Origin of the sequence: Micromonospora sp. CA-263727 (assembly GCF_050942455.1) — a bacterium.
Lineage (GTDB): Bacteria > Actinomycetota > Actinomycetes > Mycobacteriales > Micromonosporaceae > Micromonospora.
The window spans coordinates 4565077-4591512 of the sequence record NZ_CP192031.1 but is presented as its reverse complement, the minus strand read 5'-3'; the positions used below and the strand labels follow the sequence as shown (position 1 = coordinate 4591512).

Sequence of the window (26436 nt, the reverse complement as noted above, 5' to 3'; positions counted from 1 at the left end):
CACCGCGGTCACGCGGGGTGGGCTCATCGGGTCCCTCCGGGGGCGGTCGCGGGCATGGTGACCGCGACGGGCGGGGTGGGCGCGGGATCGCGCTGGCGGCGCAGCAGGGCGACCATGACGGCGGCGACCACCACGGAGCCGACGGTGTAGCCGAGTTCGACCCGCAGCGCGACGGGCAGCGGGGCCAGCGTCGCGGCGGCCAGCGCGGCGACGCCGACGATCCAGGCCACCGCCTGGGCGCGGTGCCGGTCGCGGGCCAGCAGCGCCTGGCCGAGGACCATCGCCCACAGGTACGCCAGGGTGGCCAGGGCCAGCCAGGCGAAGTCGCCGTTGCCGAGGACGTCGGGGGCGTCGAAGAGGGCCCGGACGAGCCATGGCCCGAGCAGTACGGCCAGCATCCCGCCGCCGACACCCAGCGCGGTGACGACCGCCAGGGCACGGCGCAGCAGGGCGCCGAAGGCGGCCCGGTCGCCGGTGGCGGCGGCGGTGGAGAGGCCGGGCAGCAGGGCGGCCTGCATCGAGCCGAAGACGAACAGCGGGATGCGGACCAGGACCAGCGCGGAGAGCAGCGCCCCGGCGGTGGCGATGTCGGCCGGGTCGAGCAGCCGTACGTTGATCACGCCGATGTTGACCACGACCTGGGAGAGCAGGCTGGAGACGGTGAGCAGGGCCAGCCCGCGCAGCAGCGGCGGCCAGGGCACGGCCGCCCCGCCGCCGGCCGCCCGGGCCACCGGGGTGGTGGTCAGCGCGACGGCGAGCAGCGGCGCGACGACCAGCACCAGCGCGTACGCCACGGGTGAGTCGACGCCGGCGATGGCGAGCGTGGCGACCAGCCCGATGCGCAGCCCGCCGTCGAGGCCGAGTTGGGTGCCGTACCAGCCGAACAGCCGCAGCCCGGAGAGCACGCCGCGGGTGGTGTGTGCCACGGCCAGCGCGGCGAGCGCCCCGGCGAGCGCCCCCACCATGGCGCGGTCGCCGTCGAAGAGGCGGTCGGCGAGCAGGTCGGCGGTGCCGGCGGTGGCCAGCAGGAGCAGGCCGAGCACGGCGGCGGCGACGGCGGCGCCCCGGGCCAGCACCGGGCCGGGGGGCAGCCCGCGGGTGCGGCGGGCGGCGACCAGCCGGGCCACCTCCTGCTCGACCGGCAGGAAGACGCCGATGCCGACGGTGAACACGACCGACCAGAGCACCGAGAGCGACGAGTAGTCGCCGGCGGTGAGGCTGTGCCCGGCGACGGCAAGGTGGACGTAGGAGGCCAGGCCGACCAGGGCCAGTCCGGCGCCGACGGGAAGGGTGCCGGGTGGGACGAGGCGGAGCAGGCGGCGTATCACCGGCGGATGAGGGCCAGGGTGAGCACGGCCAGCGCCCGGCCGAGGTAGATCATCGCCTTGGCGGGGGAGTGGCTGGGGGTGCCGGCCATCCGGCGTCGCATCGCCACCGGGACCTGCTGGATCCGGTAGCCGCGGCGGGCGGCGTGCACCAGCGTCTCGACCGTGTCGCCGAGGTACTCGGCCGGGTACCAGCGCGCGAACATGTCGATCATGCGCCGGTTGGCGGCGCGGAAGCCGGAGGTGGTGTCGGTCAGCGGGGTGCCGGCCAGGCCGGAGAGCACCATCGACAGCATTCCCATTGCCCAGCGGCGTGGTCCGCGTACGGCGTATTCGCCCTCGCCGGCGAAGCGCGCCCCGATCACCAGGTCGTAGTCGTCGAGCAGGTCGACCAGCTTCGGCACGTACCGCGGGTCGTGCTGCCCGTCGGCGTCGATCTGCACGGCGACGTCGTAGTCGTGCTCGCGGGCGTAGCGGTAGCCGAGCCGCATGGCGCCGCCGACACCGAGGTTGTAGGGGAGCCGGGCGACCCGGGCGCCGGCGGCGGCGGCGACGGCCGCGGTGCGGTCACCCGAGCCGTCGTCGACGACCAGCACGTCCACGCCGGGCAGTTCGCCCCGGATCTCGTGGACCACGTCGGCGATCGAGCCGGCCTCGTTGAGCGCCGGGATGATGACCAGGAGCCGTTTGCCGTTAACCATCGCGGGACACCAGCTCCTGCCGGTCGGCCCGGTCCGCGCGATCCGCCTCGACCTCGGCGCGCAGCAGGGCGAACTCCTCGGCCAGCGTGCGGGTCTCCTCCTCCAGCCGGCTGACCTCCCAGCTGAGGTGGATGCAGACCAGCAGGAGGAAGACGATGCCCAGGAAGAGCACGAGGCTGACCCCGGTGGCCACGCCGAGCAGGTCGGCGACGCCGTCGAGCAGCGTGGGGAAGAGCGACAACGGGATCACCACGAAGAGCAGCCCGAGCCAGAGCATGCCGTACTTCTCCCGCAGCTGCCGTCGGCGCAGCAGCTCGACGATCGTGGCCAGCAGGACCAGACCGGTCAGGCCGGTGACGAGGGTGAGCTTCATGCGACCTTCCACGGGGAGGGTGGAGCGGCGGGGGCGAACGCGTCGACCAGCGTGTCGTGCCAGTCCGGCAGGGGCGACAGCCCGGCAGCGGCCCATCGGCCGTGCCCTAGCACACTGTACGCCGGTCGGGCAGCGGGACGCGGAAACCGGGCGCTGGTGGTGGGTCGGATCCGGTCCGGGTCGAGCCCGTGCCGGGCGAACACCGCCCGGGCTAGCCCGTACCAGGTGGTCTCGCCGGAGCAGGTGCCGTGGTAGACGCCGGGCGCGGCGCGTCCGGCCAGGGCCGCCTCGGCGAGCGCGACCAGCTGCCGGGACAGCGCGTACGACCAGGTGGGCTGGCCGCGCTGGTCGTCGACGACGTCGAGGAACTCGTGCCGGTCGGCCAGGTCGAGCATGGTGCGGACGAAGTTGCGGCCGTGGGCGCCGTAGAGCCAGGCGGTACGCACCACGTACCCGGCGTCGGGCAGCAGCCCGGCCACGGCCCGTTCCCCGACGAGCTTGCCGCGGCCGTACGCGTTGACCGGCGCGGTCGGCGCGTCCTCGCGGTAGGGGGCGGTGGCGTCGCCGGGGAAGACGTAGTCGGTGGAGAGCTGGAGCAGCCGGACGCCGTGGGTGGCGCAGGCCGAGGCGAGGTGGGCCACGGCGTCGCCGTTGACCGCGGTGGCTGCCGCCTCGTGCTGCTCCGCGCCGTCGACGTCGGTCCAGGCGGCGGCGTTGACCACCACGTCGTGGCCGGCGACGGCGGTGTGCACGGCGGCGGGGTCGGTGATGTCGAGATCCGCTCGGGTGGCCGCGGTCACCGCGTGCTCCGGATGCCCGGCGAGCACGTCGACCAGGTCCCGCCCGAGCATCCCACCGGCCCCGGTCACCAGCATCCTCATCGGGCCGCCGCTTTCAGTGGTTGCCACCAGGTGCGGTTGTTGTGGTACCAGCGGATGGTGTCGGTGAGGCCGTGGTCGAGGGTGATGGTGGGTGTGTATCCGAGTTCGTGGTGGGTTTTGGTGGTGTCGAGGGAGTAGCGGCGGTCGTGGCCTTTGCGGTCGGGGACGGGTGTGACTTGGTCCCAGGTGGCGTTGCAGGCGTTGAGGAGTCGGGTGGTGAGTTGTTTGTTGGTGAGTTCGGTGCCGCCGCCGATGTGGTAGATGTGGCCGGCGCGGCCTTTGTGTTGGGCGAGGGCGATGCCGCGGCAGTGGTCGTGGACGTGGAGCCAGTCGCGGATGTTGCCGCCGTCGCCGTAGAGGGGGATGGTGTGGCCGTCGAGGAGGTTGGTGATGAAGAGGGGGATGATTTTTTCGGGGTATTGGTATGGGCCGTAGTTGTTGGAGCAGCGGGTGAGGACGACGTTGAGGTTGTGGGTGCGGTGGTAGGCGAGGGCGAGGAGGTCGGAGCTGGCTTTGGTGGCGGCGTAGGGGGAGTTGGGGTTGAGTGGCCAGTCTTCGGTCCAGGAGCCGGTGGTGATGGAGCCGTAGACCTCGTCGGTGGAGACGTGGACGAAGCGGTTGATGTGGTGGTGGAGGGCGGCGTCGAGGAGGGTTTGGGTGCCGAGGATGTTGGTGGTGACGAAGGGGGTGGCTTTGGTGATGGAGCGGTCGACGTGTGATTCGGCGGCGAAGTGCACGATTACGTCGTGGCCGGCGACCACTTCGTTGACTAGGGCGGTGTCGCAGATGTTGCCGTGGATGAACTGTAGTCGGGGGTCGTGGCGTATGGGGGCGAGGTTGGCGAGGTTGCCGGAGTAGGTCAGGGCGTCGAGTACGGTCACTTTGGTGGGTTCCAGGGCGGGCACTCCTTCGGCGCTGCCGCCTGGTGCGCCGAGGAGCATGCGGACGTATTCCGAACCGATGAAACCGGCCCCACCGGTGACGAGAATCCTCACGGGTCCGGAAGTCTACGTGAAGCGGTCCCGGGCGCCGCGCAAGCGACGCGTGGCCGGCGACGCCGCCTCCCCGGTAGGCTCCCCGGGTGCGTGGAATCCTGCTCGCCGGTGGCACCGGCAGCCGGCTCTGGCCGATCACCCGAGCGGTGTCGAAACAGCTGATGCCGGTCTTCGACAAACCGATGATCTATTATCCCCTCTCCACCCTGGTGATGGCCGGGGTACGCGAGATCCTCGTGATCACCACCCCGGAGGAACAGAGCCAGTTCCAGCGCCTGCTCGGCGACGGCAGCCAGTTCGGGCTGCGGCTGGAGTACGTCACCCAGGCCCGTCCGGAGGGCATCGCCCAGGCGTTCGTGCTCGGGGCGGACTTCATCGGCGACGAGGCGGTGGCGCTGATCCTCGGCGACAACATCTTCCACGGGGTGGGCCTGGGCCGGCAGCTCGCCGCGGCCGGCGACCCGGTCGGCGGGCGGATCTTCGCCTACCCGGTGGCCAACCCGGAGGCGTATGGCGTGGTGCACTTCGACGCCGCCGGCCGGGTGCTCTCGATCGAGGAGAAACCCGACAAGCCGAAGTCCCGGTACGCGGTGCCGGGTCTCTACTTCTACGACAACCGGGTGGTGAAGATCGCCGACGAGCTGACCCCCAGCGCCCGGGGTGAGCTGGAGATCACCGCGGTCAACGAGGCGTACCGGCTGAGCGGCGAGCTGTCGGTGACCGTCCTGGACCGGGGCACCGCCTGGCTGGACACCGGCACCTTCACCTCGCTGATGCAGGCCGCCGAGTTCGTCCGGGTGATCGAGGAACGGCAGGGTATGAAGATCGGCTGCGTCGAGGAGGTGGCCTGGCGGGCCGGGCTGATCGACGACGACCAACTGCGGGTGCTGGCCGAGCCGTTGACCAAGAGCGGCTACGGCAACTACCTGCTCGACCTGCTCGCCGTCGGGCGCGCCGGGTCGAGTGGCCCGCTGGAGGTCTTTCCGTGAAGATCCGGCCGCTGGGCATCGAGGGGGCCTGGGAGATCACCCCGCAGCAGCACGGTGACCCCCGAGGGCTGTTCATGGAGTGGTACCGCTTCGACCGGCTGGCCGAGGCGGTCGGGCACCCGCTGCGGCTGGGCCAGGCCAACCTCTCCGTCTCGGCCCGGGACGTGGTGCGGGGCATCCACTTCGCCGACGTGCCGCCCGGGCAGGCGAAGTACGTCACCTGTGTGCGGGGCGCGGTGCTCGACGTGGTGGTCGACCTGCGGGTCGGCTCGCCCACCTTCGGCCAGTGGGAGGGCGTACGCCTGGACGACGTGGACCGGCGGGCGGTCTACCTGGCCGAGGGGCTCGGCCACGGGTTCTGCGCGCTGACCGACGACGCCACCCTGACCTACCTCTGCTCGACCACGTACAACCCGGCGGCCGAGCACGCGGTGCATCCGCTGGACGAGGAGCTGGGCATCGAGTGGCCCGCCGGGTCGCCGCAGTTGTCCGCCCGGGACGCCGCCGCGCCGACCCTGGCACAGGCGCGGGCGGCGGGCCGGCTGCCCGGGTACGCCGCGTGCCGGGAGTACACGGCGGGCCTGCGCGGCGCGCCGTAACCCGGCGACGGGTCCGGTCGGCCCGGGGACCGATGCACCCCCGGCTGGGCGGCGGATGCGGCGGGCAGGTGCGGCGACAGTGACGAAGAGGGCCTCCGTACGGCTAATGTCTCATCATGGAGCGGCGAATCTTCGGTCTGGAGACCGAATACGGCGTCACCTGCACCTACCGTGGGCAGCGGCGGCTGTCCCCTGACGAAGTGGCCCGGTACCTCTTCCGCCGGGTGGTCTCCTGGGGCCGGTCGAGCAACGTGTTCCTGCGTAACGGCGCTCGGCTCTACCTGGACGTCGGCTCGCATCCGGAGTACGCCACCCCGGAGTGCGACTCGGTGGTCGACCTGGTCGCCCACGACCGCGCCGGCGAGCGGATCCTGGAAGGGCTGCTCATCGACGCGGAGAAGCGGCTGCACGACGAGGGCATCGCCGGCGAGATCTACCTGTTCAAGAACAACACCGACTCGGCCGGCAACTCCTACGGCTGCCACGAGAACTACCTGGTCTCCCGGCACGGGGAGTTCGGCCGGCTGGCCGACGTGCTGATCCCGTTCCTGGTCACCCGGCAGTTGATCTGCGGCGCGGGCAAGGTGTTGCAGACCCCGCGCGGCGCCGTGTACTGCCTCTCCCAGCGCGCCGAGCACATCTGGGAGGGGGTCTCCTCGGCCACCACCCGCAGCCGGCCGATCATCAACACCCGTGACGAGCCGCACGCGGACGCCGAGCGGTACCGCCGGCTGCACGTCATCGTCGGCGACTCCAACATGAACGAGGTCACCACGCTGCTCAAGGTCGGCACCGCCGACATCGTGCTGCGGATGATCGAGGCCGGGGTGGTGATGCGTGACCTCACCCTGGAGAACCCGATCCGGGCCATCCGGGAGGTGTCGCACGACATCACCGGACGGCGCAAGGTGCGGCTGGCCTCGGGCAAGGAGATCAGCGCCCTGGAGATCCAGCAGGAATACCTGGCCAAGGCGACCGAGTTCGTGGAGCGCCGGGGCGGCGACCAGACCGCCAAGCGGGTGGTCGAGCTCTGGGGCCGGGTGCTGCGGGCGGTGGAGACCGGCGACTTGGAGCCGGTCTCCCGGGAGATCGACTGGGTGAGCAAGCTCCGGCTGATCGAGCGCTACCAGCGCAAGCACGACCTGCCGCTGTCGCATCCCCGGGTGGCGCAGATGGACCTCGCCTACCACGACCTGCGCCGGGGTCGGGGGCTCTACGCGCTGCTGGAACGGCGGGGCGACGTGGACCGGGTGGCCACCGACCCGGAGATCTTCGAGGCCAAGGAGACGCCGCCGCAGACCACCCGGGCCCGGCTGCGCGGCGAGTTCATCCGGCACGCCCAGGAGAAGCGGCGCGACTTCACCGTCGACTGGGTGCACCTGAAGCTCAACGACCAGGCGCAGCGCACCGTGCTCTGCAAGGACCCGTTCCGGGCGTACGACGAGCGGGTGGAGCGGCTGATCGCCAGCATGTGAGCAACCGGCCCGCCACCGCCCGGCCCGCCTGGGTCTGGCGGGCCGGGTAGGCTGGCCGCGTCATGATTCCTCAACCACCGCAGCGGCCCGGCCCGGGCACCGAGCGGCAGAGCTGGCTCGAACGCCGCCGCGAGAAGGTCCGTGCCGAGGTCGAACGCAACCGGCGCGGCGAGTACACCGTCCCGACCTGGGTGCTCGCGCTGGCCCTAGCCCTCATCGTCGGCGCCTGGCTAGCCTTGATCGCCCTCGCCTGAGGTGTAAGGAAGGGCCCCCTATTAACGCCTGCGGTAGAGCAGGGGCCCCCTTTTAACACTCAGCTCGATCTGGCGTGCCGTGTGCCGCGTACCGCGTGTCGGCCGGCTGCGGCGGCGGCCAGGAAGTAGGCGTGGTCGGCGTCCAGTCCGCGTCCCATCGTCGACAGCGGCACGGGACTGCGGCGCAGCGCCGCGTCCAGCCCCATGCTGTCCACGCGTACCAGCGCGTGCCGCTCGGCGAGCGGGGCCAGCGCGGCGTCGACCTCGGCGGCCAACGCCGGGTCCAGGCCGTCGGGCAGCACCAGCTCCGCGCGGGCCAGCGCCACCCGGCCGTACGCGGTGAGGCTGTGGTGCGACACGCCACGGTGCCGTGGGCGCGGGTCGGCGGCGGAGATCCGCAGCGAGCCGACCGGCCGCCCGCCCAGCGCGGCGACGGCGTTGACCGCCTCGCCGACGGCCACTCCGGAGAACCCCCACCGGGTGCCGGTGCCGAGGTTGCCCGGGCCCTGCGCCACCACGGCCACGTCGGCGTCGAGCACGTGCCGGGCGGCGAGCAGGCCGCTGTGCAGTGTGCTGGCCTCCAGGTCGCCGCCGAACGCCTGCCCCACGCTGATCGTGCCGGCCAACTCGTCCCGTAGCCCGGCCAGCGTGCGGGAGAACCAGGCCGGCAACGCCCCACCGTCGGTGAGCAGGTACGCCACCCGGGCGTGCGGGGCGTCGGCGCGAATACCGGCCAGGATCGCCGGCAGCGCCGAGTGCAGGTCGGCGGTGACCACCGGCAGCCCGGCCAGATCCTCGGCGGCGGCCAGCACCTCGTGGTGCGGGGAGGCCTCCTCGTCGACGCCGAGCAGGATCGGTTGCAACGGGGTGTAGCGGGCCTTGACCAGGTGACCGGCGTCGCGGGAGTCGAGCGCCTGCGGCGGGTCTGGTGGCAACCGCTCCGGCAGCGCCACGACCAGGGCGTACCCGCCGGTGCCCAGCCCCATCAGCAGCGCCCCCGCGTTGAGCAGCACCCGATCCCCCGGTTCGGGGTGGCCGACCAGCTCCGGGTAGGCCAGGGCGCGCATCGTGGTGCCGTCGGGCAGGTCGACATCCAGCTCGACCGCTCCGGCCCACCGCCGCCGCAGCCCGGCCACCGTGCCCACCCGCCACCGCACCATGTCCCGCACGCTAACTCCCGCACCGCCCCCCACCCCCACCCGGGTACCTCCCACCCCGCGCGCCACCCCGCGATGCCACTCCGGCGCCCGCCCCGCGCCCTGTTCCCGTCGATCTTGCACCAGGTGTCGCGGCAAAAGTGAGCAAACCGATCATTCCGGCCACGATAACTGCAAGATCGGCGAGGCGGGGTGGGAGCGGGATGGATGTGGGGGCGGCACGTGTGTGTGGGGTGCGTGTGGGGGAGAAGCGGCTGCTAGCGTCTACCGGGTGTCGCGTAGCCGGACCGAGCGCCTGGTCAACCTGGTGATCTGCCTGCTCTCCACGCGGCGGTTCCTGACCGCCGCGCAGATCGCCGCGACCGTGCCCGGCTACGAGCACGATCCCGACGACGCCCGTGAGCACGAGGCGTTCCAGCGCAAGTTCGAGCGCGACAAGGCCGAGCTGCGGGAGTTGGGCGTACCGCTGGAGACCGGGACGGCGAGCGCCTTCGACGCGGAGCCCGGCTACCGGATCGCCCGCCGGGAATACGCCCTGCCCGACATTCCCCTCAAGCCGGACGAGGCCGCCGCGGTGGGCATCGCCGCGCGGCTGTGGCAGCACGCCGGGCTGGCCGCCGCCGCGTCGTCCGGGCTGGCCAAGCTGCGCGCCGCCGGGGTGGACGTGGACCCGCAGGCCACCCTCGGGCTGGAGCCGATGGTCACGGTCGACCCGGCGTTCGCCCCGCTGACCGCCGCCGCGCGGGACCGGCGTGAGGTCCGCTTCGACTACCGGGTGCCGGATCAGGACGCGCCGACCCGGCGCCGGCTGCAACCGTGGGGCGTGGTCTGCTGGCGGGGCCGGTGGTACGTGGTCGGCCACGACCTGGACCGCGACGCCACCCGCTGCTTCCGGCTCTCGCGGGTGGTCGGCCAGGTCCGGGCCACCGGCGAGCCGGACGCCTACCGGCCGCCGGCGGGTGTCGACCTGATCAGCCACGTGGCCCGCTGGTCCGGCCCGAGCGAGCGGACCGGCCGGGCGACCGTGCTGGTCACCCCGGGGCGGGCCGCCGGGCTGCGGCGGTGGGCGGTGGAGGTCACCGCCGGGCCGGAGGCAGACCGGTTGGTCCTGCCGTACGCCGACGCCGACTCCCTCGCCGGCCACCTGGTCGGCTACGGCCCCGACGTGCGGGTGCTCGACCCGCCCGAGGTGCGCGAGGCGGTCATCCAACGGCTCAAGGAGATCGCGACCCGCCACGACGCCCTGGCGGTGACCCGGTGAGCGCGAGGAGCAAGCTCGCGGGCCCGGCGGTCGCGAACGAGAGGGCGGCCCGGTGAAGGCGTCCTCACGTACCTCCGCCGACCGGCTGGCCCGGCTGCTGAACCTGGTGCCCTACCTGCTGGCCCGGCCCGGCATCGAGATCGCCGAGGCGGCCGGCGACCTCGGCGTCACCGAGCGGCAGCTGCGCGAGGACCTGGAACTGCTCTGGGTGTGCGGGCTGCCCGGGTACGGCCCGGGTGACCTGATCGACATGGCGTTCGACGGCGACCGGGTGACCATCACCTACGACGCCGGCATCGACCGGCCGTTGCGGCTCACGCCGGACGAGGCTCTCGCCCTGGTGGTGGCGCTCCGGATGCTGGCGGAGACGCCCGGGGTGGCCAACCGGGAGGCCGTCGAGCGGGCGCTCGCCAAGATCGAGGACGCGGCCGGCGACCTGGTCGCCGCCCCGGTGGAGGTGCGGCTGCCCGGCGACACCGGCCGGGTGGAGCAGCTGCGTGCCGCGGTGGAGAGCGGGCGCGCCCTGCGCATCACCTACTACACGGTGGCCCGGGACGAGACCACCGAGCGCGTGGTCGATCCGCTGCGGGTGCTGATGGTCGGTGGCCGGACGTACGTCGAGGCGTGGTGCCGCCGAGCGGAGGCGGTACGGCTGTTCCGGGCCGACCGGATCGACGCGGTCGTCGAGTTGGCCGAGCCGGCCGTGGTGCCACCGCAGGCCCGACCGCACGACCTGAGCGAGGGGGTGTTCCGGCCCTCGCCGGACCTGCCGCTGATCACCCTGCGGATCGGCCGGGGGGAGCGCTGGATCACCGAATACTACCCGTGTGAGCGGGTCGAGTCCGACGGCGAGCGGTGGGTCGTCTCGCTGCGGGTCACCGACCTCGGCTGGGCCCGCCGATTCGTGCTCGGCCTGGGCCCGGAGGTCACCGTGCTCGCCCCGGCGGAGCTGGCCGGGCAGGTCCGGGACACGGCGGTGGCGGCCCTGGACGCGTACGCGACGCCGGTGCCGCCCGGCGCGGACCCGGCGGCGGTATCCGGCAGGCAGTAGGCTGGCGGCCGTGCTGAAGTGGATCGTGCTCGCGCTGGTGCTGGTCCCGTTGGTCGTGCTGGCGCTGGCCGTACGACCGCTGCTGGCCCGGCTGCCCCGGCTGCGTCGCGCGGCGTTGGCGCTGCAACGACGGGCCGACGAGGCGGCCTCGTTGCGTGAGGCGGCCGAGAGCCTCCAGCAGCGGGCCGAGGGCCTGCAAGGGCGGCTGGAGACGACCCAGCAGCAGCTCGACCTGATCAGGTCCCGCCGCGGCGGCTGAGCGGCACCGGTCCCCGGGCGTCAATGGCGTGCGGATCCGGTTCGTGCCCGGACGGGGCTCTCGTCCGGGCACGAATGATCCACTTGCCTGGTTGACGGGACAGTCGCAGTTGGCTGAGACTTCACCAGCCGGGACGAACCACCACCGCCCGGTGGGTGGCAACGGCCCACGACGCACGTACCATGGGCTGCGGTACCACCCCTCACCGACACAGAGCGACTGGAGCTTCACATGGGTGCCCTCAGGCCCTGGCACATCGCCGTACTCGTGGTCGTGCTGATCCTGCTCTTCGGCGCGAAGCGGCTCCCCGACGCGGCGCGCTCCCTGGGCCGCTCGCTGCGGATCATCAAGGCCGAGACCAAGAGCCTGGCCGACGACGACCGTGACCTCGCCGAGAAGGCCGACGCGCAGGCCGGCTACCAGCCGCTCACGCCGCAGCCCCCGCAGCAGCAGCCGTACCAGGGCACGGTGCAGCAGCCGGTCGCCGATCCGGTGCAGCGCGTCCGCGAGAACTGATCAGCGGGTCCGATCACCGTGGCCTTCGGACTCCGTAAGCGCGGTCCGAGCAGCTTCGAACGGGCCGCCGACGGCTCGATGACGCTCGTCGAGCACTTCCGCGAGCTGCGTACCCGGCTGTTCCGGGCGTCGCTGGCGATCGTGGTCGGGCTGATCGGCGGCTACCTGCTCGCCCAGCCGGCATTCGACCTGCTCAGTCAGCCGTACTGCCGGCTGCCCGGCATGATGGTCGACGGCGAGTGCCAGAAGTTCCTGATGCTCGCGCCCGCCGACGGCTTCATCCTCACGCTCAAGCTGGCCCTCTGGATCGGGTTGATCCTCGGTGCCCCGGTCTGGCTCTACCAGCTGTGGGCGTTCATCGCGCCGGGGCTGCACCGCAGCGAGCGCAAGTGGGCGTACGTCTTCGTGGCGATCGCGGCGCCCCTCTTCGCCGCCGGCGCGGTGCTCGCCTTCTTCGTGGTCGACAAGGGGCTGGCGTTCCTGCTGGAGGCCGGGGTCACCGGCACCGACTCGCAGCTTGAGGTCACCCGGTACATCAGCTTCGTCACCACCATGATCCTGCTCTTCGGGGTGGCGTTCGAGTTCCCGCTCATCCTGCTGATGCTCAACTTCACCGGGGTGGTGAGCGGCCGGCGGTTGCTCAGCTGGTGGCGGGTCGTGGTCTTCATCTGCTTCGCGTTCGCGGCGGTGGCCACGCCGGACCCGGGGCCGTTCGGTATGACGCTGTTGGCGCTCTGCCTCTGCCTGCTCTACTTCATGGCGGTCGGGGTCTCGTTCCTCAACGACAAGCGCCGGGGACGCGGCAAGGAGGTCTACGCCGGCATCGACGACGACGAGGTCTCCCCGCTGGAGTTCGACCGGGAGCCGGTCACGGCGGGACAGCCGGTGGACCGGGCCGCCCCGATCGACGCCCCTGAGCCGGTGACCGCGCCCAAGCCGATCGAGCGTCGCTACGACGACGTGACCTGACCGGTGCCGACTCCGACGAGCGCCGCCCCGCCGGGGCGGCGCTCGTTCGTCTGCCGGCCCGCCCGGACGGCCTCCTCTGGTCGACCGGGACTACGTCCTCTGCGGTACGCCGGGATGCGTTGCCGGGCCGACGCCCGCAGGCCCGCGCCGGCCGAACATGGCAGGCATGACCGGCACCCAACCGCTCCGTACGCCCGGCGAGCCCACGCTCCGCCCGCCCGGCGGCACCACGAGGGGCCTGGCTGGCGACACGGCGAGGCGCGCGCCCGGTGGGCGGTGGCGCGCCGGCCCTCGGCTCCGCAAGCTGCTGCTCCTGCTGCACATCGCCGCCGCCGGCGCGTGGCTCGGCATCGACATCGTGTTGGGTCTGCTCGTGCTCGCGGCGTTCGCCCCCGGCGACGACCTCGGTGCCGCGGCGGCCCTCACCAGCATCGGCCACTTCGCGACCTGGCCGCTCGCGGCCGTCGGCCTGCTCTGCCTGGCCAGCGGGGTGCTGCTCGGACTCGGTACGAAGTACGGGCTGGTGCGGTACTGGTGGGTCGCGATCAAACTGGTCCTCAACGTCGTACTGGTCACCCTGGTCATCGCCGCGCTCGGACCCGGCGTCCGCGAGCTGGCCGAGGCCGCCCGCGCGTCCCTCACCGACGGGCGGGCGCTTCCGGTGCTGACCGATCTGGCCTTCCCGCCGGTCGTCTCGACCGCGGCGGTGCTCTTCGCGATGACCCTGTCGGTGTTCAAGCCGTGGGGACGCCGGCGCCGCACGGCACGGAAAGATCACCGAGGCCGGGAATTCAGGCGTTCCGCCAGCTGACGAAGCCGGCGAAGCGGCGGGTACGGTGCACGCCGTGACCGCAGACGATCACCGTCCCGCCGGCCCGTCTCCCGCCGGCCTGCCAGCCGGCGGGCCGGTCGCCGTGCTGGCCAACCCGACCGCCGGGCGTGGCCGGCACCGGGGGCTGCTGCCGGACCTGCTGGACCGGCTCTCGACCGCCGGCCGACCGGTACGGCTGTTGAGCGCGACCAGCGCCGACGAGGCGGAGGCGGCCTGCCACGCCGCGGTCGCCGAGGGCGCGTCCGCGCTGATCGCGGTGGGCGGCGACGGCACCATCCACCGGGCGATCCAGTCGGTTGCCGGCACCGCCGTGCCGTTCGGGCCGGTGCCCGCCGGCACCGGCAACGACTTCGCCGCGGAGACCGGCTTCCCGAGCGCACCCCGTGCGGCGGCCGACGTCATCGCCGCGGCGCTGCGCCAGGGCCACAGCCGACCGGTCGACCTGGCCCGGATGACCGGCGCCGACGGGACCGTCCGCTGGTACGGGGCGGTGCTGGCGGCCGGCTTCGACGCCATCGTCAACGAGCGGGCCAACCGGATGCGTTGGCCGCGCGGCCCCCGCCGCTACGACCTGGCGATCTTGGCCGAGCTGGCCCGGCTGCGTCCCCGCCGCTACACCCTCACCCTGGACGGCGAGCGACTGGAGGTGGATGCGGTGCTGGTGGCGGTCGGCAACGGCGCCAGCTACGGCGGCGGGATGCGGATCTGCCCGGCCGCGGACCCGACGGACGGGCTGCTCGACGTGGTCGTCGGCGGCCGGTTCGACCGGCGCACGCTGATCCGGGTCAAGCCCCGCATCTACGCCGGTACCCACGTCACCCACCCGCTGGTGCACACCTACCGCGCCCGCACCGTCACCATCACGGCCGACGACATCACCACCTACGCCGACGGTGAACGCTCCCTCCCTCTCCCGATGACCCTCACCGCCACCCCCCAAGCCCTCCACCTCCTCCACTAACCACCCGACCCCGCCGCGCCACTTGTTGATCATGCAGTTGTGGTGCCCCGCAAAGTCGGCGAACAGGGCGTAACCGGGCACCACAACTGCATGATCGTCGGGCCGGGCCGGGCCGGGCCGGGGTGGGGTGGGCCGGGCCGGGCCGGGGTGGGGTGGGCCGGGGTGGGCCGGGGTGGGGTGGGCCGGGGTGGGCCGGGGTGGGGTGGGCCGGGGTGGGCCGGGGTGGGGTGGGCCGGGGTGGGCCGGGGTGGGGGTGGGGGTGGGATTACGGGTGGGTTAGGGCTAGGACGGTGCCGAGGTTGTTGGGGCGGCCGGGGTCGGCGGTGGGGAGGACCAGGACGGCGCAGCCGGCGGCGACCGCACCCGCGTCGGCGGGGGTGTCGCCGACCATCAGGGTCTCCTCCGGGGCGACGCCGAGCAGGCCGCAGGCGCGCCAGAAGATCGCCGGGTCCGGCTTGCAGCGACCCACCTCGTACGAGAGGACGAAGGCGTCGACCAGGTCGGCGAGGCCCCAGGCGTCGAAGATCGGCCGGATGTCGAAGCCGATGTTGCTGACCACGGCCACCCGTACGCCGGCCTCGCGCAGCCCGGCGAGGGTCGGTGCGGTGTCCGGGTACGGCACCCAGCCCTCCGGCACCAGCACGCGCTCGTAGAGCGCCTCGGCGAGGCCGTCGATGCCCGCGTCGACCGTCTCGGCCAGCCCGGTGTAGGCGCCCCGGTGGGCGTGTTCGTACAGATCCCGGTCGGCCCAGAGCTCGGCCAGCCGCGGCGGCACCCGGGCGGGCAGCGGCCCACCGGCGCGGCCGGCGGTGAGCAGCCGGTCGGCCAGCGAGGTGGCCCGGACCCGATCCAGCTGCACGCCGCAGGTTGCCGCGGCGGCCAGCACCCAGTCGCGGGGCTCCTCCACCTGGGCGAGCGTGCCGTGGAAGTCGAGCAGCACCGCCTGCACGGGCCGGCGGGACGGGCCCGGCTGGTCGGCGTCACGGGTGCCGCGTACGGCGTCGGTCGGTTCGGCATGATCCGGCACGTCGTGCACCCTACCGACCCACTCCGACCACCCTGCCGGATGGCCTTGCCAGGTGCCCGTCGGGGGCACGCACTAATCTTGAGGACATGTCGAGCCCCGCCGAGCGGTACGCCGCGGCGCGCCGCCGGGCCGCGCAGGCCTCACAGTTCCCGGCGCTGGAAGAGTTCACCGCCGATCTCGGGTTCGACCTCGACGACTTCCAGCGGGAGTCGTGCCAGGCCCTGGAGCGGGGCAGCGGCGTGCTGGTGTGCGCGCCGACCGGGGCCGGCAAGACGGTGGTCGGTGAGTTCGCCGTGCACCTGGCGCTGCGGGGCACGCCGGGGCAGCCGGCGTCGGCCGACGGCACCCGGCGCAAGTGCTTCTACACCACCCCGATCAAGGCGCTGTCCAACCAGAAGTACCACGACCTGGTGGACCGCTACGGCGCCGAGCAGGTGGGGCTGCTCACCGGCGACAACGCCATCAACGGCGACGCCCCGGTGGTGGTGATGACCACCGAGGTGCTGCGCAACATGCTCTACGCCGGCTCGGCCACCCTGGCCGGCCTGGCGTACGTGGTGATGGACGAGGTGCACTACCTGGCCGACCGGTTCCGCGGCGGGGTGTGGGAGGAGGTCATCATCCACCTGCCCGCCTCGGTCACGCTGGTGTCGCTGTCGGCGACGGTCTCCAACGCGGAGGAGTTCGCCGACTGGCTGATCACCGTGCGCGGCGAGACCACGGTGGTGGTCAGCGAGCACCGGCCGGTGCCGCTGTGGCAGCACATGCTGGTCGGCAAGCGGATGTTCGACCTGTTCCACGACGCCGACGCGGCCCGCAAGCACGACGTGCACCCGGAGTTGCTGCGGTACACCCGGGACACGATGCGCCGCCTCGACCTGGGCGAGGGGCGCTCGGCCGGGCCGGGCGGCGGGCGGCGGGGGCCACGCTGGCGCGGTCCGCTGCGGCCGGACATCGTCGACCGGCTGGACCGCGAGGGGCTGCTGCCGGCGATCCTGTTCATCTTCAGCCGGGCCGGCTGCGACGCGGCGGTGCAGCAGTGCCTGGCGGCCGGGCTGCGGCTGACCTCGCCGGAGGAGCGGGCGGAGATCCGCCGGGTGGTGGAGTCCCGGGTGACCGCCATCCCCGGCGAGGACCTGTCGGTGCTGGGCTACTGGGAGTGGCTCGACGGCCTGGAACGCGGCCTGGCCGCCCACCACGCCGGGATGCTGCCGGCGTTCAAGGAGGTCGTCGAGGAACTCTTCGTCCGGGGGCTGGTCAAGGCGGTCTTCGCCACCGAGACCCTGGCCCTGGGCATCAACATGCCGGCCCGCTGCGTGGTGCTGGAACGACTGGTCAAGTACAACGGCGAGGCGCACGTCGACCTGACGCCGGGGGAGTACACCCAGCTCACCGGGCGGGCCGGGCGGCGGGGCATCGACGTCGAGGGGCACGCCGTGGTGGTGTGGTCCCCGGAGACCGATCCGCGGCACGTGGCCGGTCTCGCCTCCACCCGCACCTACCCGCTGCGGTCCAGCTTCCGGCCCTCGTACAACATGGCGGTGAACCTGGTCGGCAGCGTCGGCGCGGAGCCGGCCCGGGCGCTGTTGGAGTCCTCGTTCGCGCAGTTCCAGGCGGACCGGTCGGTGGTCGGCCTGGCCCGGCAGGTGCAGCGCAACACCGAGACCGTCGAGGCGTACGGCGTGGAGGCGGAGTGCCATCACGGCGACTTCGACGAGTACTTCGCGTTGCGGGTGGCCATTGCCGACCGGGAACGGGCCATCGCCCGCCAGGGCCAGAGCCAGCGGCGGGCGGCGGCGGTGGCGGCGCTGGAACGGCTGCGGGTCGGCGACGTGATCCGGGTGCCGTCCGGGCGCCGGGCCGGGCTGGCCGTGGTGCTCGACCCGGCGGCCGGTGGCTTCAGCGAGCCCCGCCCGCTGGTGCTCACCCAGGACCGGTGGGCCGGGCGGATCAGCCCCGGTGACTTCACCACCCCGGCCGAGGTGCTGGCCCGCATCCGGGTGCCGAAGCACTTCAACCACCGCAACCCGGCCGCCCGGCGCGACCTGGCGGCGCAGGTCAGCGGCACCGGGCTGGACCGGCACTCCCGGCGTGGCGCCCGGGGCCGGCAGTCGGGGGAGGACCACCGGCTCACCCAGCTCCGCACCGAGCTGCGGCGGCATCCCTGCCACGCCTGCCCGGAGCGGGAGGAGCACGCCCGGTGGGCGGAGCGCCGCCGGCGGCTGGAGCGGGACACCGAGGAGTTGCGGCAGCGGGTCGCCGGCCGGACGGGGTCGCTGGCGCGTACGTTCGACCGGATCGTCGCGCTGCTCACCGCCCGTGGCTATCTCACTGCGCAGGGCGCGGTGACCGATGCCGGGCGGATGCTCGGGCGGATCTGGACGGAGGCCGACCTGCTGGTGGCGGAGTGCCTGCGCCGGGGGGTCTGGGACGGGCTGTCGCCGGCCGAGCTGGCCGCCGGGGTCTCCGTGGTGGTCTTCGAGGCCCGCCGTGACGTCGACGAGCGGGCCTCGCTGCCGCGCGGCGCGATCTCCGAGGCCGTGGACGCCACGCTGAAGCTGTGGAGCGAGATCGAGGCCGACGAGGCGTCCCGTGGGCTGGCCGTCACCCGCGAGCCGGATCTGGGCTTCGCCTGGCCGATCTACCGCTGGGCCCGGGGCGAGGCGCTGGCGAAGGTGTTGGCCAGCGGGCACGAACTCGACGGTGAGATGCCGGCCGGCGACTTCGTCCGGTGGGCGCGGCAGGTGGTGGACCTGCTCGGCCAGGTGGCCGACTCCGGTGGCGCCTCAGCCGAGCTGCGGGCCACCGCCCGGCAGGCGATCGGCGCCGTCAACCGGGGTGTGCTTGCTTACCATTCGCCGGCCTGATTAGTGCTGATGGTGACCGTTTGTGGGGCGAAACGACGCATCGCAAAGTCACCATTTCGCCACCGCCCGCAGTAGCCGAAAGTTTCTATTGTGCCTGCACGGAAGGTCCCGGATTATGTTACCGGCGCGTCGGGCTTGCGCCGGAAACAGCTCTGGGGGGAGCCAACTTGGGGAATATCAATCATTTTGAGTACGGATGGATCACACCGGCGATCAGCTACGTGCTGTCGGTGCTGGGTTCCGTCCTTGGACTGATCTGCGCCGGGCGGATCCGTTCCGCGACCAGCGGGGGCCAGCGTGTCTGGTGGGGGCTGCTCGCGGCGTGGGCGCTCGGCGGCACCGCGATCTGGACCATGCACTTCATGGCGATGCTGGGCTTCGCCGTGACCGGGTACCGGATCCGGTACGACGTGCCGATCACCGTCGCCAGCGCGTTGATCGCGGTGGCGTCCGTCGGCGTCGGGCTGGCCATCGTGGGCACCGGCCGGCTGTCGGCGGTACGCGTCCTCGCCGGCGGCCTGTTCACCGGTGCCGGGGTGGCGGCGATGCACTACACCGGCATGGCCGCGATGCGGCTGGACGGCGACCTGGGTTACGACGGCCTCCGGGTGGGCCTGTCCGTGCTGATCGCCGTGATCGCGTCCACCGTCGCGCTCTGGCTCGCGGTGACCGTACAGCGTGGGCTGGCGATCGCCGCCTCGGCGCTGGTGATGGGCGTGGCGGTCAACGGCATGCACTTCACCGGGATGAGCGCCCTCTCGGTGCACCTGCACGAGCAGCGGGCGGAGGTCTCCGGGGCGGATGTGGGCACCCTGCTGGTGCCGATCGTGCTGCTGGTGATCTTCGGTGTGGTGGGGCTGGTCTACGCGCTGCTCGCCGCGCCCACCGACGAGGACCGGGCGGCTGCGGCGTACCTGGATGCCCGGCGGTTGTCGGAGCCGGCGCCGGCCGGACCGACCGGACCGGGCCTGGGCGGCGCTGCCGCGCCGGACCCGGCCGGGCTGCGCGCCCGGTCCACCCTGGCCCGGCCCGGCACCCCGTTCCCGTCCCGCCGGGACCACCCGCCGCGCTGATCCGTCCGGTCCGGCCCGCGACGGGCCGGCGGCCGGCTGCGGGGGAGCCGGCCGCCGGGCCCGGGTGTCGTCTCGGCCCGGCGGTGGCCGCTCGCGGCCACCGCCGGGCCGTCAGGGCAGGGCCTTGAGGAACGGGCCGTGATTGCGGCCGAACTCCCACTGGTAGTACCGGTCCCAGTTGATCGACCAGGTCATCAGCCCTCGGAAGCCGGGGTTGGTGCCGCTGCGCGGGGTGTAGCTGCCGCAGCTCTGCCCCCGGACCAGGCAGGTCACCGCCGACTGCACGGCGGCGGGGGAGACGTAGCCGTTGCCCGCGCTGACCGACGACGGCGCGCCGAAGGCGACCTGGTCCTCCCGTAGGGCGGGGAAGACCCGGTCCGGGTTGCCGGCGACCGGGAAGCCGGCCAGCAGCATGTCGGTCATCGCGACGTGGAAGTCGGCGCCGCCCATCGTGTGGTACTGGTTGTCCAGCCCCATGATCGGCCCGGAGTTGTAGTTCTGCACGTGCAGCACGGTCAGGTCGTTGCGCAGCGCGTGGATCACCGGCAGGTACGACCCGGCGCGCGGATCCTGCCCACCCCAGGGCCCCGGCCCGTAGAACTGGTACCCGAGCTGGACGAAGAACGTCTCCGGCGCCATGGTGAGCACGAAGTTCGCCCCGTAGCGCTGCTTGAGCGTCCGGATCGCGGCGATGAGGTTGACGACCACCGGCGTGGTGGGGTTGCGGAAGTCGGTGTCACCGGCGTCGAGGTAGAGGGAGTGGCCCTCGAAGTCGATGTCGAGCCCGTTCAGGCCGTACCGGTCGATGATCTCCGACACCGAGCGGACGAAGGTGTCCCGGGCGGCGGTGGTGGTCAGCTGGACCTGCCCGTTCTGGCCGCCGATGGAGAGCAGCACCTTCTTGCCCTGCTGCTGCTTGGCGCGGATCGCGGCGACGAACGCGGCCTCGCTCTCCACGCCCGGGCACTCGCTGGCGGGACAGAGCTGGAACCGGATGTCGCCGGAGGTGACCGAGGTCGGCTCGCCGAAGGCGAGGTTGATGATGTCCCACTCCGCCGGCACGTCCGCGATGCGCAGGTAACCGGAGCCGTTGGCGAAGCTGGCGTGCAGGTAACCGATCAGGGCGCGGCGGGGGATCCCGCCGGCCGGCGGCGTGGTCGGCGGTGGCGTGGTCGGTGGGGTGGTGGTGGGCGGGGGTGTGGTCGGTGGGGTGGTGGTCGGTGGTGGCGTGGTCGGTGGGGCGGTCGTGGGTGGGCTGGTCGGGGTGCCGCCGCCGCACGGCGCGCCGTTGAGCAGGCAGTCGGTGGGCGAACCCGGTCCGGTGGCCAGGAAGCCGAACGAGACGGAGGCCCCGGGGGCGACGGCGCCGTTCCACGAGCGGTTGGTGAAGGTGTGCCGCTGGCCGGCGCTGCTGACGGTGGCGTCCCAGTAGGTCCCGAGCGTGGTTCCACTGGGCAGGCTGAAGGCGACCTGCCAGGCGGTGATGGTGCTGGATCCGCCGTTGGTGATGGTGTATCTGCCCTCCCATCCGGTGCCCCAGTCGGAGGTCTTGACGAAGGTGGCGGTCGGGCCGGCGGCCCGTGCCGGGGTGGCCAGCACGAGTGTGGTGGCGGCGGCGGTGGTCAGGGCCGCGAGGGCGGCCAGCAGCAGATGTCGGGCGGGGCGAGCCATCCGGACCTCCCGGGGGACGAGGGCCGTCGATCGACGGATGGATAATTATTAAGTTTGTTTACTGTGGATGTCCAGCGCTGGTCGGATGGTCGCGGGCGTCGCCGGCCCGCCGTCGGCGGCACTATCCCCCATGGACGGTTGCGGAAAGTGTCGTACCCGGTACCGAGGATGTATTCATGGCTGTCCCCGCCGTCACCCCGCGAAACACCCCGCCGCGCTCGCTGCCCCTGCGCGAGGCGCGCACCCGACTGAGTCAACTCGTCGCGATGGCGGAGTTGACCGACACCGTCACCGTGGTCACCCGCGACGGCGATCCCCGGCCGGTCGCCGCGATCGTGCCGGTCGGCGTCGCCCGCACCGCCGCCCAGGCCCGTGCCGACGCCGACCGTCTCGCCGAGGTCACCGCCGGGTGGTCCCGGCGTCTGGAGGCCCAGCGCGAGCAGAGCGCCCGCCGCCACGCCGCCGAGCTGCGCGCGGTGACCGCGGCGCTCGCCGAGCTCTGGGCCGAGCTGGATCGGCGCTTCCCCCGCAGCGCCGATCCCGCGCTGGCCCGGCTCCGCGCGGCCCACGCCGAGCTGCTCGCCCGCTGACCCGCCACACCTCGTCGACCTGGGCATGCGCCCCGGCCCTCCGCGGGGCGGATGGGTCAGGAGAGGTTGTCCCCGTGGGTCAGCGTCTCCCAGGCGACAAAGAGATTGTTGGTGCCGGACGGGCGCTGTTGGAGCGTGAGGGTTCGGGTGTTGGTCATCGAGTTGCCCAGGCGGTTGGCCATCGCGTTGTAGCCGACCTCGGTGATCGGGCCGAGGCCACGGGTCAGGCTGCCGCCGCAGAGCCAGGCCGGCGCCGCCGCGCCGAGCTGGTACTGCGAGTGGAAGCCGAGGGCGTGCCGCAGTCGCTCACCGACCTGTGGGTACAGGTCCCGGCCCTGGATCCGGGAGGTCTCCGCGATATGCGCGATGGCGGAGATGCCGTACCCGGTGTGGGTGAAGTCGCGGCAGGTCTCCTGGGCGAGGCCGGCGACAAAGGTGGACTGGCCGTGCCAGTAGTTGACGATCTGGGCGCGGGTGGTCAGGCCGCTGCCCGGCACCGTGTACGGCAGGTCGCCGTCGCTGGGCAGGTAGACGAAGGCGCGGGCGCGGTTGAGGAAGCGGGTCACGCCCGCGTCGTAGGCGGCCCGGTCCTCCAGGAAGACGGCGATGCCGACCGTGGCCTCCATCATGGTCAGTTCCCAGTTGCCGTTGCTGTTGGAGCCGTTGCGCACCACCGGCAGGTAGACGTTGCGCAGCATGGTGGCGAAGCGCGTGGCGTTGGGCCAGCTGCCGTAGGTGTAGCGGATGATCTCCGCGGCCCGGGGCCAGACCGAACCGGCCCAGCCGGTCTGCAACGGAGCGTTGCTGCCGGTGTGCGACGTGATCGTCGCCGACCAGGCGTCCATGATCTGGATCGACTTCTGGGCGTGCCGGGAGTCTCCGGTCAGATACCAGGCCAGCGCGTGGGTGTACGCGGCGATCGCGTCCTCCCGCTCGTCCGTGCAGCCGTTGTTGGGGTTGGAGTACGAGCCGCACTCGACCACCGCGCGGGCCGCGGGGGTCCGGGTCAGCGAGGCGTAGCGGCTGCTCATCATCTGGTTGAACGCCGAGGCCCAGGGCTGCGCGCCGGCCTGCACCCGGCCCCGGACGAAATCGAGCTGGCCACGACTGACGTGCACCCCGGGGTGGACGAACCCGCCGGACGGGGGAGGGGCGCCGGTGGGCAGCGTCCAGGTCTGGTTGGCGCTTGCGGTGCAGCTCCAGATCTGCAACGGGGTGCCGTCGGCGGAGCTGGGCCCGGTCGCGTCGAGGCACTTGCCCGAGTTCGGGTTGGTCAGCTGGCCGCCGCTGACGGACCAGCGCTGGGCCCCGGTGCCGTTGCAGTCGTAGATCTGTACCCGGGCGCCGTTGGCGGTGCTGGCGGCGGCGACGTCGAGGCACTTGCCGAGGGCCCGGATGGTGCCGTCGTCGCCGACCGTCCACTGCTGCGCGTTGCTGCCGTTGCAGGTGTAGAGCTGCACCTGGGTGCCGTTGGCCGGGTTCGCGGCGGCCACGTCGACGCACTTGCCGCCGTACCCGGTGATGGCGCCGACGGCGGCGGCGGAGGCGGCCGGCGCGCCGGCCGCCGCGCCGATCGGCACGCCGAGCAGGGCTGCGGCCAGGGCGGCGGCCAGCCGGGTGTGAGCCCGGTGGGACGTGTTGTCGGCCGATCGTCGCACCATGTTCGGGTTCCTCCCGCCACACTAAACTGTAAAGTGTGTTAATCATTGCAGGAGGGTTGACTGTTATCAATCTTCTCTCGACCACGGCCAGGGCAGATCGCGGTGCGCCGCCTCGACCAGCAGCGCCTCGACACCGTGCAGGAAGGGCTCGACCCGGTCCGCGGCGAAGTATCGGGTGTCCGCGGTGACGACCAGCTCCACCGCGTCGGCGGCGTCGAGCACCTGGACCCGGCAACGCCACGGGAACTGCGCCAACTCCGGCAGCCAGCGGAGTTCGCTCCCGGAGAGCAGCGACCGCAGTCCGGTCTCGTCCGGGTCCGCCGTGGCCGGGTCGACCTCGCGCGCGAGCCGGGCGTCGTTGAGGTAGCAGTACGGGGCCAGGAAGGTCCGGTGGTCGTGACCCAGCTCGGTGAAGGTGCGCTCCCACACGGCCGGGTCGTAGTAGGCGTGCCGGTAGGCGTTCACGGCTGCCCGCCGGGCCCGGGACAGCAACTCGGCGAAGCCGGGCCGGTCGGCCAGGTCGAGCCGGCAGAGCCCGATCTGGTTGAGGGTGCCGACCGCGTCGTGGTGCCCCGGCTGGAACCGGTTGTTCGCCATCACGACGATCCCGCAGTTGTCCTGGCCGGCGTTCCCGGCCAAGCCGGCGGCGGTCGCCGCCAGCAGCACGTTGGACGTGCTGACCCGGTGCCGGGCCGCGATCAGCTGCGTCGCGTGGTGGATCGCCGGGGAGAGCAGCGAGGCACGCCGGAAGCGGGCGCCCGGCGCGGGCTCGACCTCCTCGGCGAGGCTCGGCGCGAGACCGGAGAGCTGCCGTACCCAGTACGACACCGCCCGCTCCGAGCGCCGCAGGTCGACGTCGCGTTCCCGCCCGGCGAGGTCCAGCGACTGGAGGCCGGGCGGGCTGTCCAGCGACCCGCGCAGCAGCACCCGCAGGTCGCGCAGCAGGACATCGGTGGCGTGGAAATCGACGGTCGCATGGCTGAACACGACCACGATCTGGCGTACCCGGTCGTCCACCGTGACCAGCGCGACCCGCAACGGCCACTCGGCGACGTGGTCGAAGCGTGACTCGCGCAGCCGGGCGGCCAGCTCCCCGGCGGCGGCCCGGCCGTCCGGGTCCTCAACCGGCCGGGGCACGGCGTGCACGTCGACGGCCAGCCGCCCGGCCGCCGCCACCTCCTGGTGCAGTTCGTCGTCGCGGCGGCGGAACCGGGTACGCAGCGACCCGTGCCGGGCGACCAGCGCGCCGACGGCCCGCAGCGCGCGGGGCACGGCCAGCTCGGTCCGGGCGGGCACGGCCAGGGTGCGGGCGATGCTCAGCACCCGGTACGCGGCGGGGGACTCGAACTCCTCGACGGTCCGCCACATGGCCCGCTGCCCCCAGGTGAGCGGCGCGCTGGCGGCCCGCCCGCCGGCGAAGTCCGCGTACGCCGGCTCCTCGACGCCGCCGGGGCGGGGGGCGACCGGCCCGGGATCGGTGGACGCGGCGGCCTGCGCCGCCCAGGGCCACGGCACGTCGCCGAAGGCCGCCCTGACCAGCAACTCCTCCAGGCCGCGCAGGAACGGCTCGACGGAGTCCAGCGGGAGGTGCCGGGTGTCGGGGGTGAGCGTCAGGCCCATGCCGGTCGGCTCGTCGACGACGTGGGTGAGCAGGTGCCACGATGCCGCGTTCAGCCCGGCGGTCCAGGAGAACTCGCTGCCCGCCATGGCGGCCCGCAGATCGTCCCGGGTCACCTCGGGTGCCCGGTCGGGGCCGCCGACGGGCAGCCGGACGTCGTTGAAGTAGTAGTGCGGCCGGAACGCCGTGTCGTAGTCCACGCCCCGCTCCTCGAAGGCGTGCCGCATCGCGGGCGGTGCGTAGTACGCGTGCCGTAGACCGTTCAGCGACGCCGTCCAGACCCGGTGCAGCAACTCGCCGAAGTCGGGCCGTCCGGCCAGGTCCACCACGCAGAAACCGATCTGGCCGAGGTTGGCCACCGCGTCCGCGTACTCGGTGCGGAACCGGTTGTGTGCCATCGGAAAGAGTCCGGAAAGCTCCCGCCCCGAGTCGCTGACGGCCATCGCCTGAAAGGCGGTCAGCAGCACCGCGGAGACGCTGACCCGGTGCCGGGCGGCGATCAGCCGGCTGGCCTTGTCGATGGCGGCGGAGACCAGGACGCCCCGCCGCAGCGGGGGCTCCAGCCCCGGCCCGGCCGGCGCCAGCGGGTACTCGGGGAGCCGGTCGAACTCCCGCATCCAGTACGCCACCGACCGTGCCGAGCGCCGCCGGTCGGCCCCCTGCTGGCGCCGGGCCACCTCCGCCGACTGCGGGCCCGCCGGCGTGGACAGGGCGCCGCGCAGCAGGAGCAGCCGCAGGTCCCGCAGCACGACCTCGGCAGCGTGCGCGTCCACGGTGGTGTGGCTGAACACCACGACGACCTGCCGTACCCGGTCGTCCACCGTCACCAGGGCGACCCGCAGCGGCCATTCGGCGGCGTGGTCGAACGCGACGTCGCCGAGCCGGCCGGCGGCCTCACCGGCGGCCCGGGCGCCGTCGCCTACCCCGGCGCGGACCAGCACCGGCAGCGTCCCGGTCGCCGTCGTCTCCTGCCGCGGCTCGCCGTCGACCAGCGGGAGCCGGGTGCGCAGCGCGGCGTGCCGGCTGACCAGCGCGCCGACCGCCCGGGTCGCGGCGGCCACGTCCACCCCGGCCCGGGCGGACAACGGCACGGTACGTCGCAGGTTGAGGAAGCGGTGGTTCGAGCCGAACCGGACGATCGACCGCCACAGCACCTGCTGGGCCCAGGTCAGCGGGGCCGTCCCGGCTCCGGACCCGGAGAACCCGGCGTGGATCATCGGATCCGAGGCCCATTCGGCGGGGACCAGCACATCTGCGAATCGCATTCCCGACCGTACGTCGAACCGTTCCGGCACCGGATCGATCGATCGAGTGTTACACAGTGGACCGAT

At 73.1% G+C, this 26436-nt stretch carries 24 protein-coding genes; 14 read left to right on the top strand and 10 right to left on the bottom strand.

What is annotated here, in order from left to right:
- Positions 1 to 23: 23 nt before the first annotated feature.
- Genes ACQPYA_RS19930 through rfbB form a run of 5 tightly spaced genes read right to left on the bottom strand, consistent with a single transcriptional unit; the run spans position 24 to position 4275 of the window.
- Complete coding sequence (locus ACQPYA_RS19930; RefSeq protein WP_433528614.1) at positions 24 to 1328, bottom strand: lipopolysaccharide biosynthesis protein; 1305 nt, start codon at positions 1326 to 1328, stop codon at positions 24 to 26.
- Positions 1325 to 2026 (bottom strand): glycosyltransferase family 2 protein, encoded by a 702-nt coding sequence (locus ACQPYA_RS19925; protein ID WP_433528613.1) that lies wholly within the window; start codon positions 2024 to 2026, stop codon positions 1325 to 1327. The genes ACQPYA_RS19930 and ACQPYA_RS19925 overlap by 4 nt, the downstream gene beginning before the upstream one ends.
- The gene (locus ACQPYA_RS19920) at positions 2019 to 2399 is read right to left on the bottom strand and encodes a DUF2304 domain-containing protein (protein ID WP_433528612.1); all 381 of its coding nucleotides are present in this window, start codon (positions 2397 to 2399) and stop codon (positions 2019 to 2021) included. The genes ACQPYA_RS19925 and ACQPYA_RS19920 overlap by 8 nt, the downstream gene beginning before the upstream one ends.
- A complete protein-coding gene (rfbD, locus tag ACQPYA_RS19915) occupies positions 2396 to 3280 on the bottom strand; it encodes a dTDP-4-dehydrorhamnose reductase (RefSeq protein WP_433528611.1) in 885 nt (294 codons plus the stop codon). Before rfbD ends, ACQPYA_RS19920 begins: the two co-directional genes overlap by 4 nt.
- Entirely contained in the window at positions 3277 to 4275 is a 999-nt protein-coding gene (gene rfbB, locus ACQPYA_RS19910; RefSeq protein ID WP_433528610.1) for a dTDP-glucose 4,6-dehydratase, read from the bottom strand. Before rfbB ends, rfbD begins: the two co-directional genes overlap by 4 nt.
- A gap of 86 nt (positions 4276 to 4361) precedes the next feature.
- Between rfbB and rfbA the strand changes: the two genes are divergently transcribed.
- The 4 genes from rfbA (at position 4362) to ACQPYA_RS19890 (ending at position 7592) form a co-directional block, all read left to right on the top strand.
- A complete protein-coding gene (rfbA, locus tag ACQPYA_RS19905) occupies positions 4362 to 5264 on the top strand; it encodes a glucose-1-phosphate thymidylyltransferase RfbA (protein ID WP_433528609.1) in 903 nt (300 codons plus the stop codon).
- Complete coding sequence (locus ACQPYA_RS19900) at positions 5261 to 5863, top strand: dTDP-4-dehydrorhamnose 3,5-epimerase family protein (RefSeq protein ID WP_433528608.1); 603 nt, start codon at positions 5261 to 5263, stop codon at positions 5861 to 5863. Before rfbA ends, ACQPYA_RS19900 begins: the two co-directional genes overlap by 4 nt.
- A 116-nt stretch (positions 5864 to 5979) precedes the next feature.
- On the top strand, positions 5980 to 7338 hold the full coding sequence (pafA, locus tag ACQPYA_RS19895) for a Pup--protein ligase (protein WP_433528607.1): 1359 nt from the start codon (positions 5980 to 5982) through the stop codon (positions 7336 to 7338).
- Positions 7339 to 7400: 62 nt separating this feature from the next.
- On the top strand, positions 7401 to 7592 hold the full coding sequence (locus ACQPYA_RS19890) for a hypothetical protein (protein WP_433528606.1): 192 nt from the start codon (positions 7401 to 7403) through the stop codon (positions 7590 to 7592).
- A gap of 59 nt (positions 7593 to 7651) precedes the next feature.
- Here ACQPYA_RS19890 and ACQPYA_RS19885 read toward each other — a convergent pair whose 3' ends face one another.
- Positions 7652 to 8752 (bottom strand): DUF3866 family protein, encoded by a 1101-nt coding sequence (locus ACQPYA_RS19885; RefSeq protein WP_433533539.1) that lies wholly within the window; start codon positions 8750 to 8752, stop codon positions 7652 to 7654.
- 268 nt (positions 8753 to 9020) lie between these two features.
- Between ACQPYA_RS19885 and ACQPYA_RS19880 the strand changes: the two genes are divergently transcribed.
- From ACQPYA_RS19880 to ACQPYA_RS19850, 7 genes are all read left to right on the top strand, one after another.
- Positions 9021 to 10010: a helix-turn-helix transcriptional regulator gene (locus tag ACQPYA_RS19880; RefSeq protein WP_433528605.1), complete on the top strand. Its 990-nt coding sequence runs from the start codon at positions 9021 to 9023 to the stop codon at positions 10008 to 10010.
- A gap of 52 nt (positions 10011 to 10062) precedes the next feature.
- Positions 10063 to 11061 carry a helix-turn-helix transcriptional regulator gene (locus ACQPYA_RS19875; protein ID WP_433528604.1) on the top strand — a complete coding sequence of 333 codons (999 nt, stop codon included), beginning with the start codon at positions 10063 to 10065 and terminating at the stop codon, positions 11059 to 11061.
- A 10-nt stretch (positions 11062 to 11071) separates the two neighbouring features.
- Positions 11072 to 11320 carry a hypothetical protein gene (locus ACQPYA_RS19870; RefSeq protein ID WP_433528603.1) on the top strand — a complete coding sequence of 83 codons (249 nt, stop codon included), beginning with the start codon at positions 11072 to 11074 and terminating at the stop codon, positions 11318 to 11320.
- A 231-nt stretch (positions 11321 to 11551) separates the two neighbouring features.
- A complete protein-coding gene (tatA, locus tag ACQPYA_RS19865) occupies positions 11552 to 11836 on the top strand; it encodes a Sec-independent protein translocase subunit TatA (protein ID WP_433528602.1) in 285 nt (94 codons plus the stop codon).
- 18 nt (positions 11837 to 11854) lie between these two features.
- The gene (gene tatC, locus ACQPYA_RS19860; protein WP_433528601.1) at positions 11855 to 12805 is read left to right on the top strand and encodes a twin-arginine translocase subunit TatC; all 951 of its coding nucleotides are present in this window, start codon (positions 11855 to 11857) and stop codon (positions 12803 to 12805) included.
- A gap of 166 nt (positions 12806 to 12971) precedes the next feature.
- Positions 12972 to 13616: a hypothetical protein gene (locus ACQPYA_RS19855; RefSeq protein WP_433528600.1), complete on the top strand. Its 645-nt coding sequence runs from the start codon at positions 12972 to 12974 to the stop codon at positions 13614 to 13616.
- Between the two features lie 25 nt (positions 13617 to 13641).
- Positions 13642 to 14598 carry a diacylglycerol kinase gene (locus tag ACQPYA_RS19850; RefSeq protein ID WP_433528599.1) on the top strand — a complete coding sequence of 319 codons (957 nt, stop codon included), beginning with the start codon at positions 13642 to 13644 and terminating at the stop codon, positions 14596 to 14598.
- Positions 14599 to 14863: 265 nt separating this feature from the next.
- On the opposite strand, the gene ACQPYA_RS19845 is transcribed toward ACQPYA_RS19850, so the two are convergent.
- Positions 14864 to 15625, bottom strand: a complete 762-nt coding sequence (locus ACQPYA_RS19845) for an HAD family hydrolase (RefSeq protein WP_433528598.1) — start codon at positions 15623 to 15625, stop codon at positions 14864 to 14866.
- A gap of 86 nt (positions 15626 to 15711) precedes the next feature.
- Here ACQPYA_RS19845 and ACQPYA_RS19840 point away from each other — a divergent pair, with 86 nt between their 5' ends.
- Both ACQPYA_RS19840 and ACQPYA_RS19835 read left to right on the top strand, forming a co-directional pair.
- A complete protein-coding gene (locus ACQPYA_RS19840) occupies positions 15712 to 18492 on the top strand; it encodes a DEAD/DEAH box helicase (RefSeq protein WP_433528597.1) in 2781 nt (926 codons plus the stop codon).
- A 167-nt stretch (positions 18493 to 18659) separates the two neighbouring features.
- A complete protein-coding gene (locus ACQPYA_RS19835; RefSeq protein ID WP_433528596.1) occupies positions 18660 to 19565 on the top strand; it encodes an MHYT domain-containing protein in 906 nt (301 codons plus the stop codon).
- Positions 19566 to 19676: 111 nt separating this feature from the next.
- Here the strand turns inward: ACQPYA_RS19835 and ACQPYA_RS19830 are convergent, their stop codons facing one another.
- The gene (locus ACQPYA_RS19830; RefSeq protein WP_433533538.1) at positions 19677 to 21215 is read right to left on the bottom strand and encodes a chitinase; all 1539 of its coding nucleotides are present in this window, start codon (positions 21213 to 21215) and stop codon (positions 19677 to 19679) included.
- 197 nt (positions 21216 to 21412) lie between these two features.
- Between ACQPYA_RS19830 and ACQPYA_RS19825 the strand changes: the two genes are divergently transcribed.
- On the top strand, positions 21413 to 21826 hold the full coding sequence (locus ACQPYA_RS19825; protein WP_433528595.1) for a type II toxin-antitoxin system Phd/YefM family antitoxin: 414 nt from the start codon (positions 21413 to 21415) through the stop codon (positions 21824 to 21826).
- Positions 21827 to 21882: 56 nt separating this feature from the next.
- On the opposite strand, the gene ACQPYA_RS19820 is transcribed toward ACQPYA_RS19825, so the two are convergent.
- A complete protein-coding gene (locus tag ACQPYA_RS19820; RefSeq protein WP_433528594.1) occupies positions 21883 to 23487 on the bottom strand; it encodes a lectin in 1605 nt (534 codons plus the stop codon).
- Between the two features lie 66 nt (positions 23488 to 23553).
- Positions 23554 to 26370: a condensation domain-containing protein gene (locus ACQPYA_RS19815; RefSeq protein WP_433528593.1), complete on the bottom strand. Its 2817-nt coding sequence runs from the start codon at positions 26368 to 26370 to the stop codon at positions 23554 to 23556.
- Positions 26371 to 26436: the final 66 nt, after the last annotated feature.

What these genes read in the sequence shown, in the direction of transcription:
- rfbD (WP_433528611.1), bottom strand. Translation starts at nt 3,280, where the DNA reads ATGAGGATGCTGGTGACCGGGGCCGGTGGGATGCTCGGGCGGGACCTG.
- ACQPYA_RS19820 (WP_433528594.1), bottom strand. Translation starts at nt 23,487, where the DNA reads ATGGTGCGACGATCGGCCGACAACACGTCCCACCGGGCTCACACCCGG.
- ACQPYA_RS19885 (WP_433533539.1), bottom strand. Translation starts at nt 8,752, where the DNA reads ATGGTGCGGTGGCGGGTGGGCACGGTGGCCGGGCTGCGGCGGCGGTGG.
- ACQPYA_RS19825 (WP_433528595.1), top strand. Translation starts at nt 21,413, where the DNA reads ATGGCTGTCCCCGCCGTCACCCCGCGAAACACCCCGCCGCGCTCGCTG.
- ACQPYA_RS19890 (WP_433528606.1), top strand. Translation starts at nt 7,401, where the DNA reads ATGATTCCTCAACCACCGCAGCGGCCCGGCCCGGGCACCGAGCGGCAG.
- pafA (WP_433528607.1), top strand. Translation starts at nt 5,980, where the DNA reads ATGGAGCGGCGAATCTTCGGTCTGGAGACCGAATACGGCGTCACCTGC.
- tatA (WP_433528602.1), top strand. Translation starts at nt 11,552, where the DNA reads ATGGGTGCCCTCAGGCCCTGGCACATCGCCGTACTCGTGGTCGTGCTG.
- ACQPYA_RS19840 (WP_433528597.1), top strand. Translation starts at nt 15,712, where the DNA reads ATGTCGAGCCCCGCCGAGCGGTACGCCGCGGCGCGCCGCCGGGCCGCG.
- ACQPYA_RS19855 (WP_433528600.1), top strand. Translation starts at nt 12,972, where the DNA reads ATGACCGGCACCCAACCGCTCCGTACGCCCGGCGAGCCCACGCTCCGC.
- ACQPYA_RS19925 (WP_433528613.1), bottom strand. Translation starts at nt 2,026, where the DNA reads ATGGTTAACGGCAAACGGCTCCTGGTCATCATCCCGGCGCTCAACGAG.
- ACQPYA_RS19815 (WP_433528593.1), bottom strand. Translation starts at nt 26,370, where the DNA reads ATGCGATTCGCAGATGTGCTGGTCCCCGCCGAATGGGCCTCGGATCCG.
- ACQPYA_RS19920 (WP_433528612.1), bottom strand. Translation starts at nt 2,399, where the DNA reads ATGAAGCTCACCCTCGTCACCGGCCTGACCGGTCTGGTCCTGCTGGCC.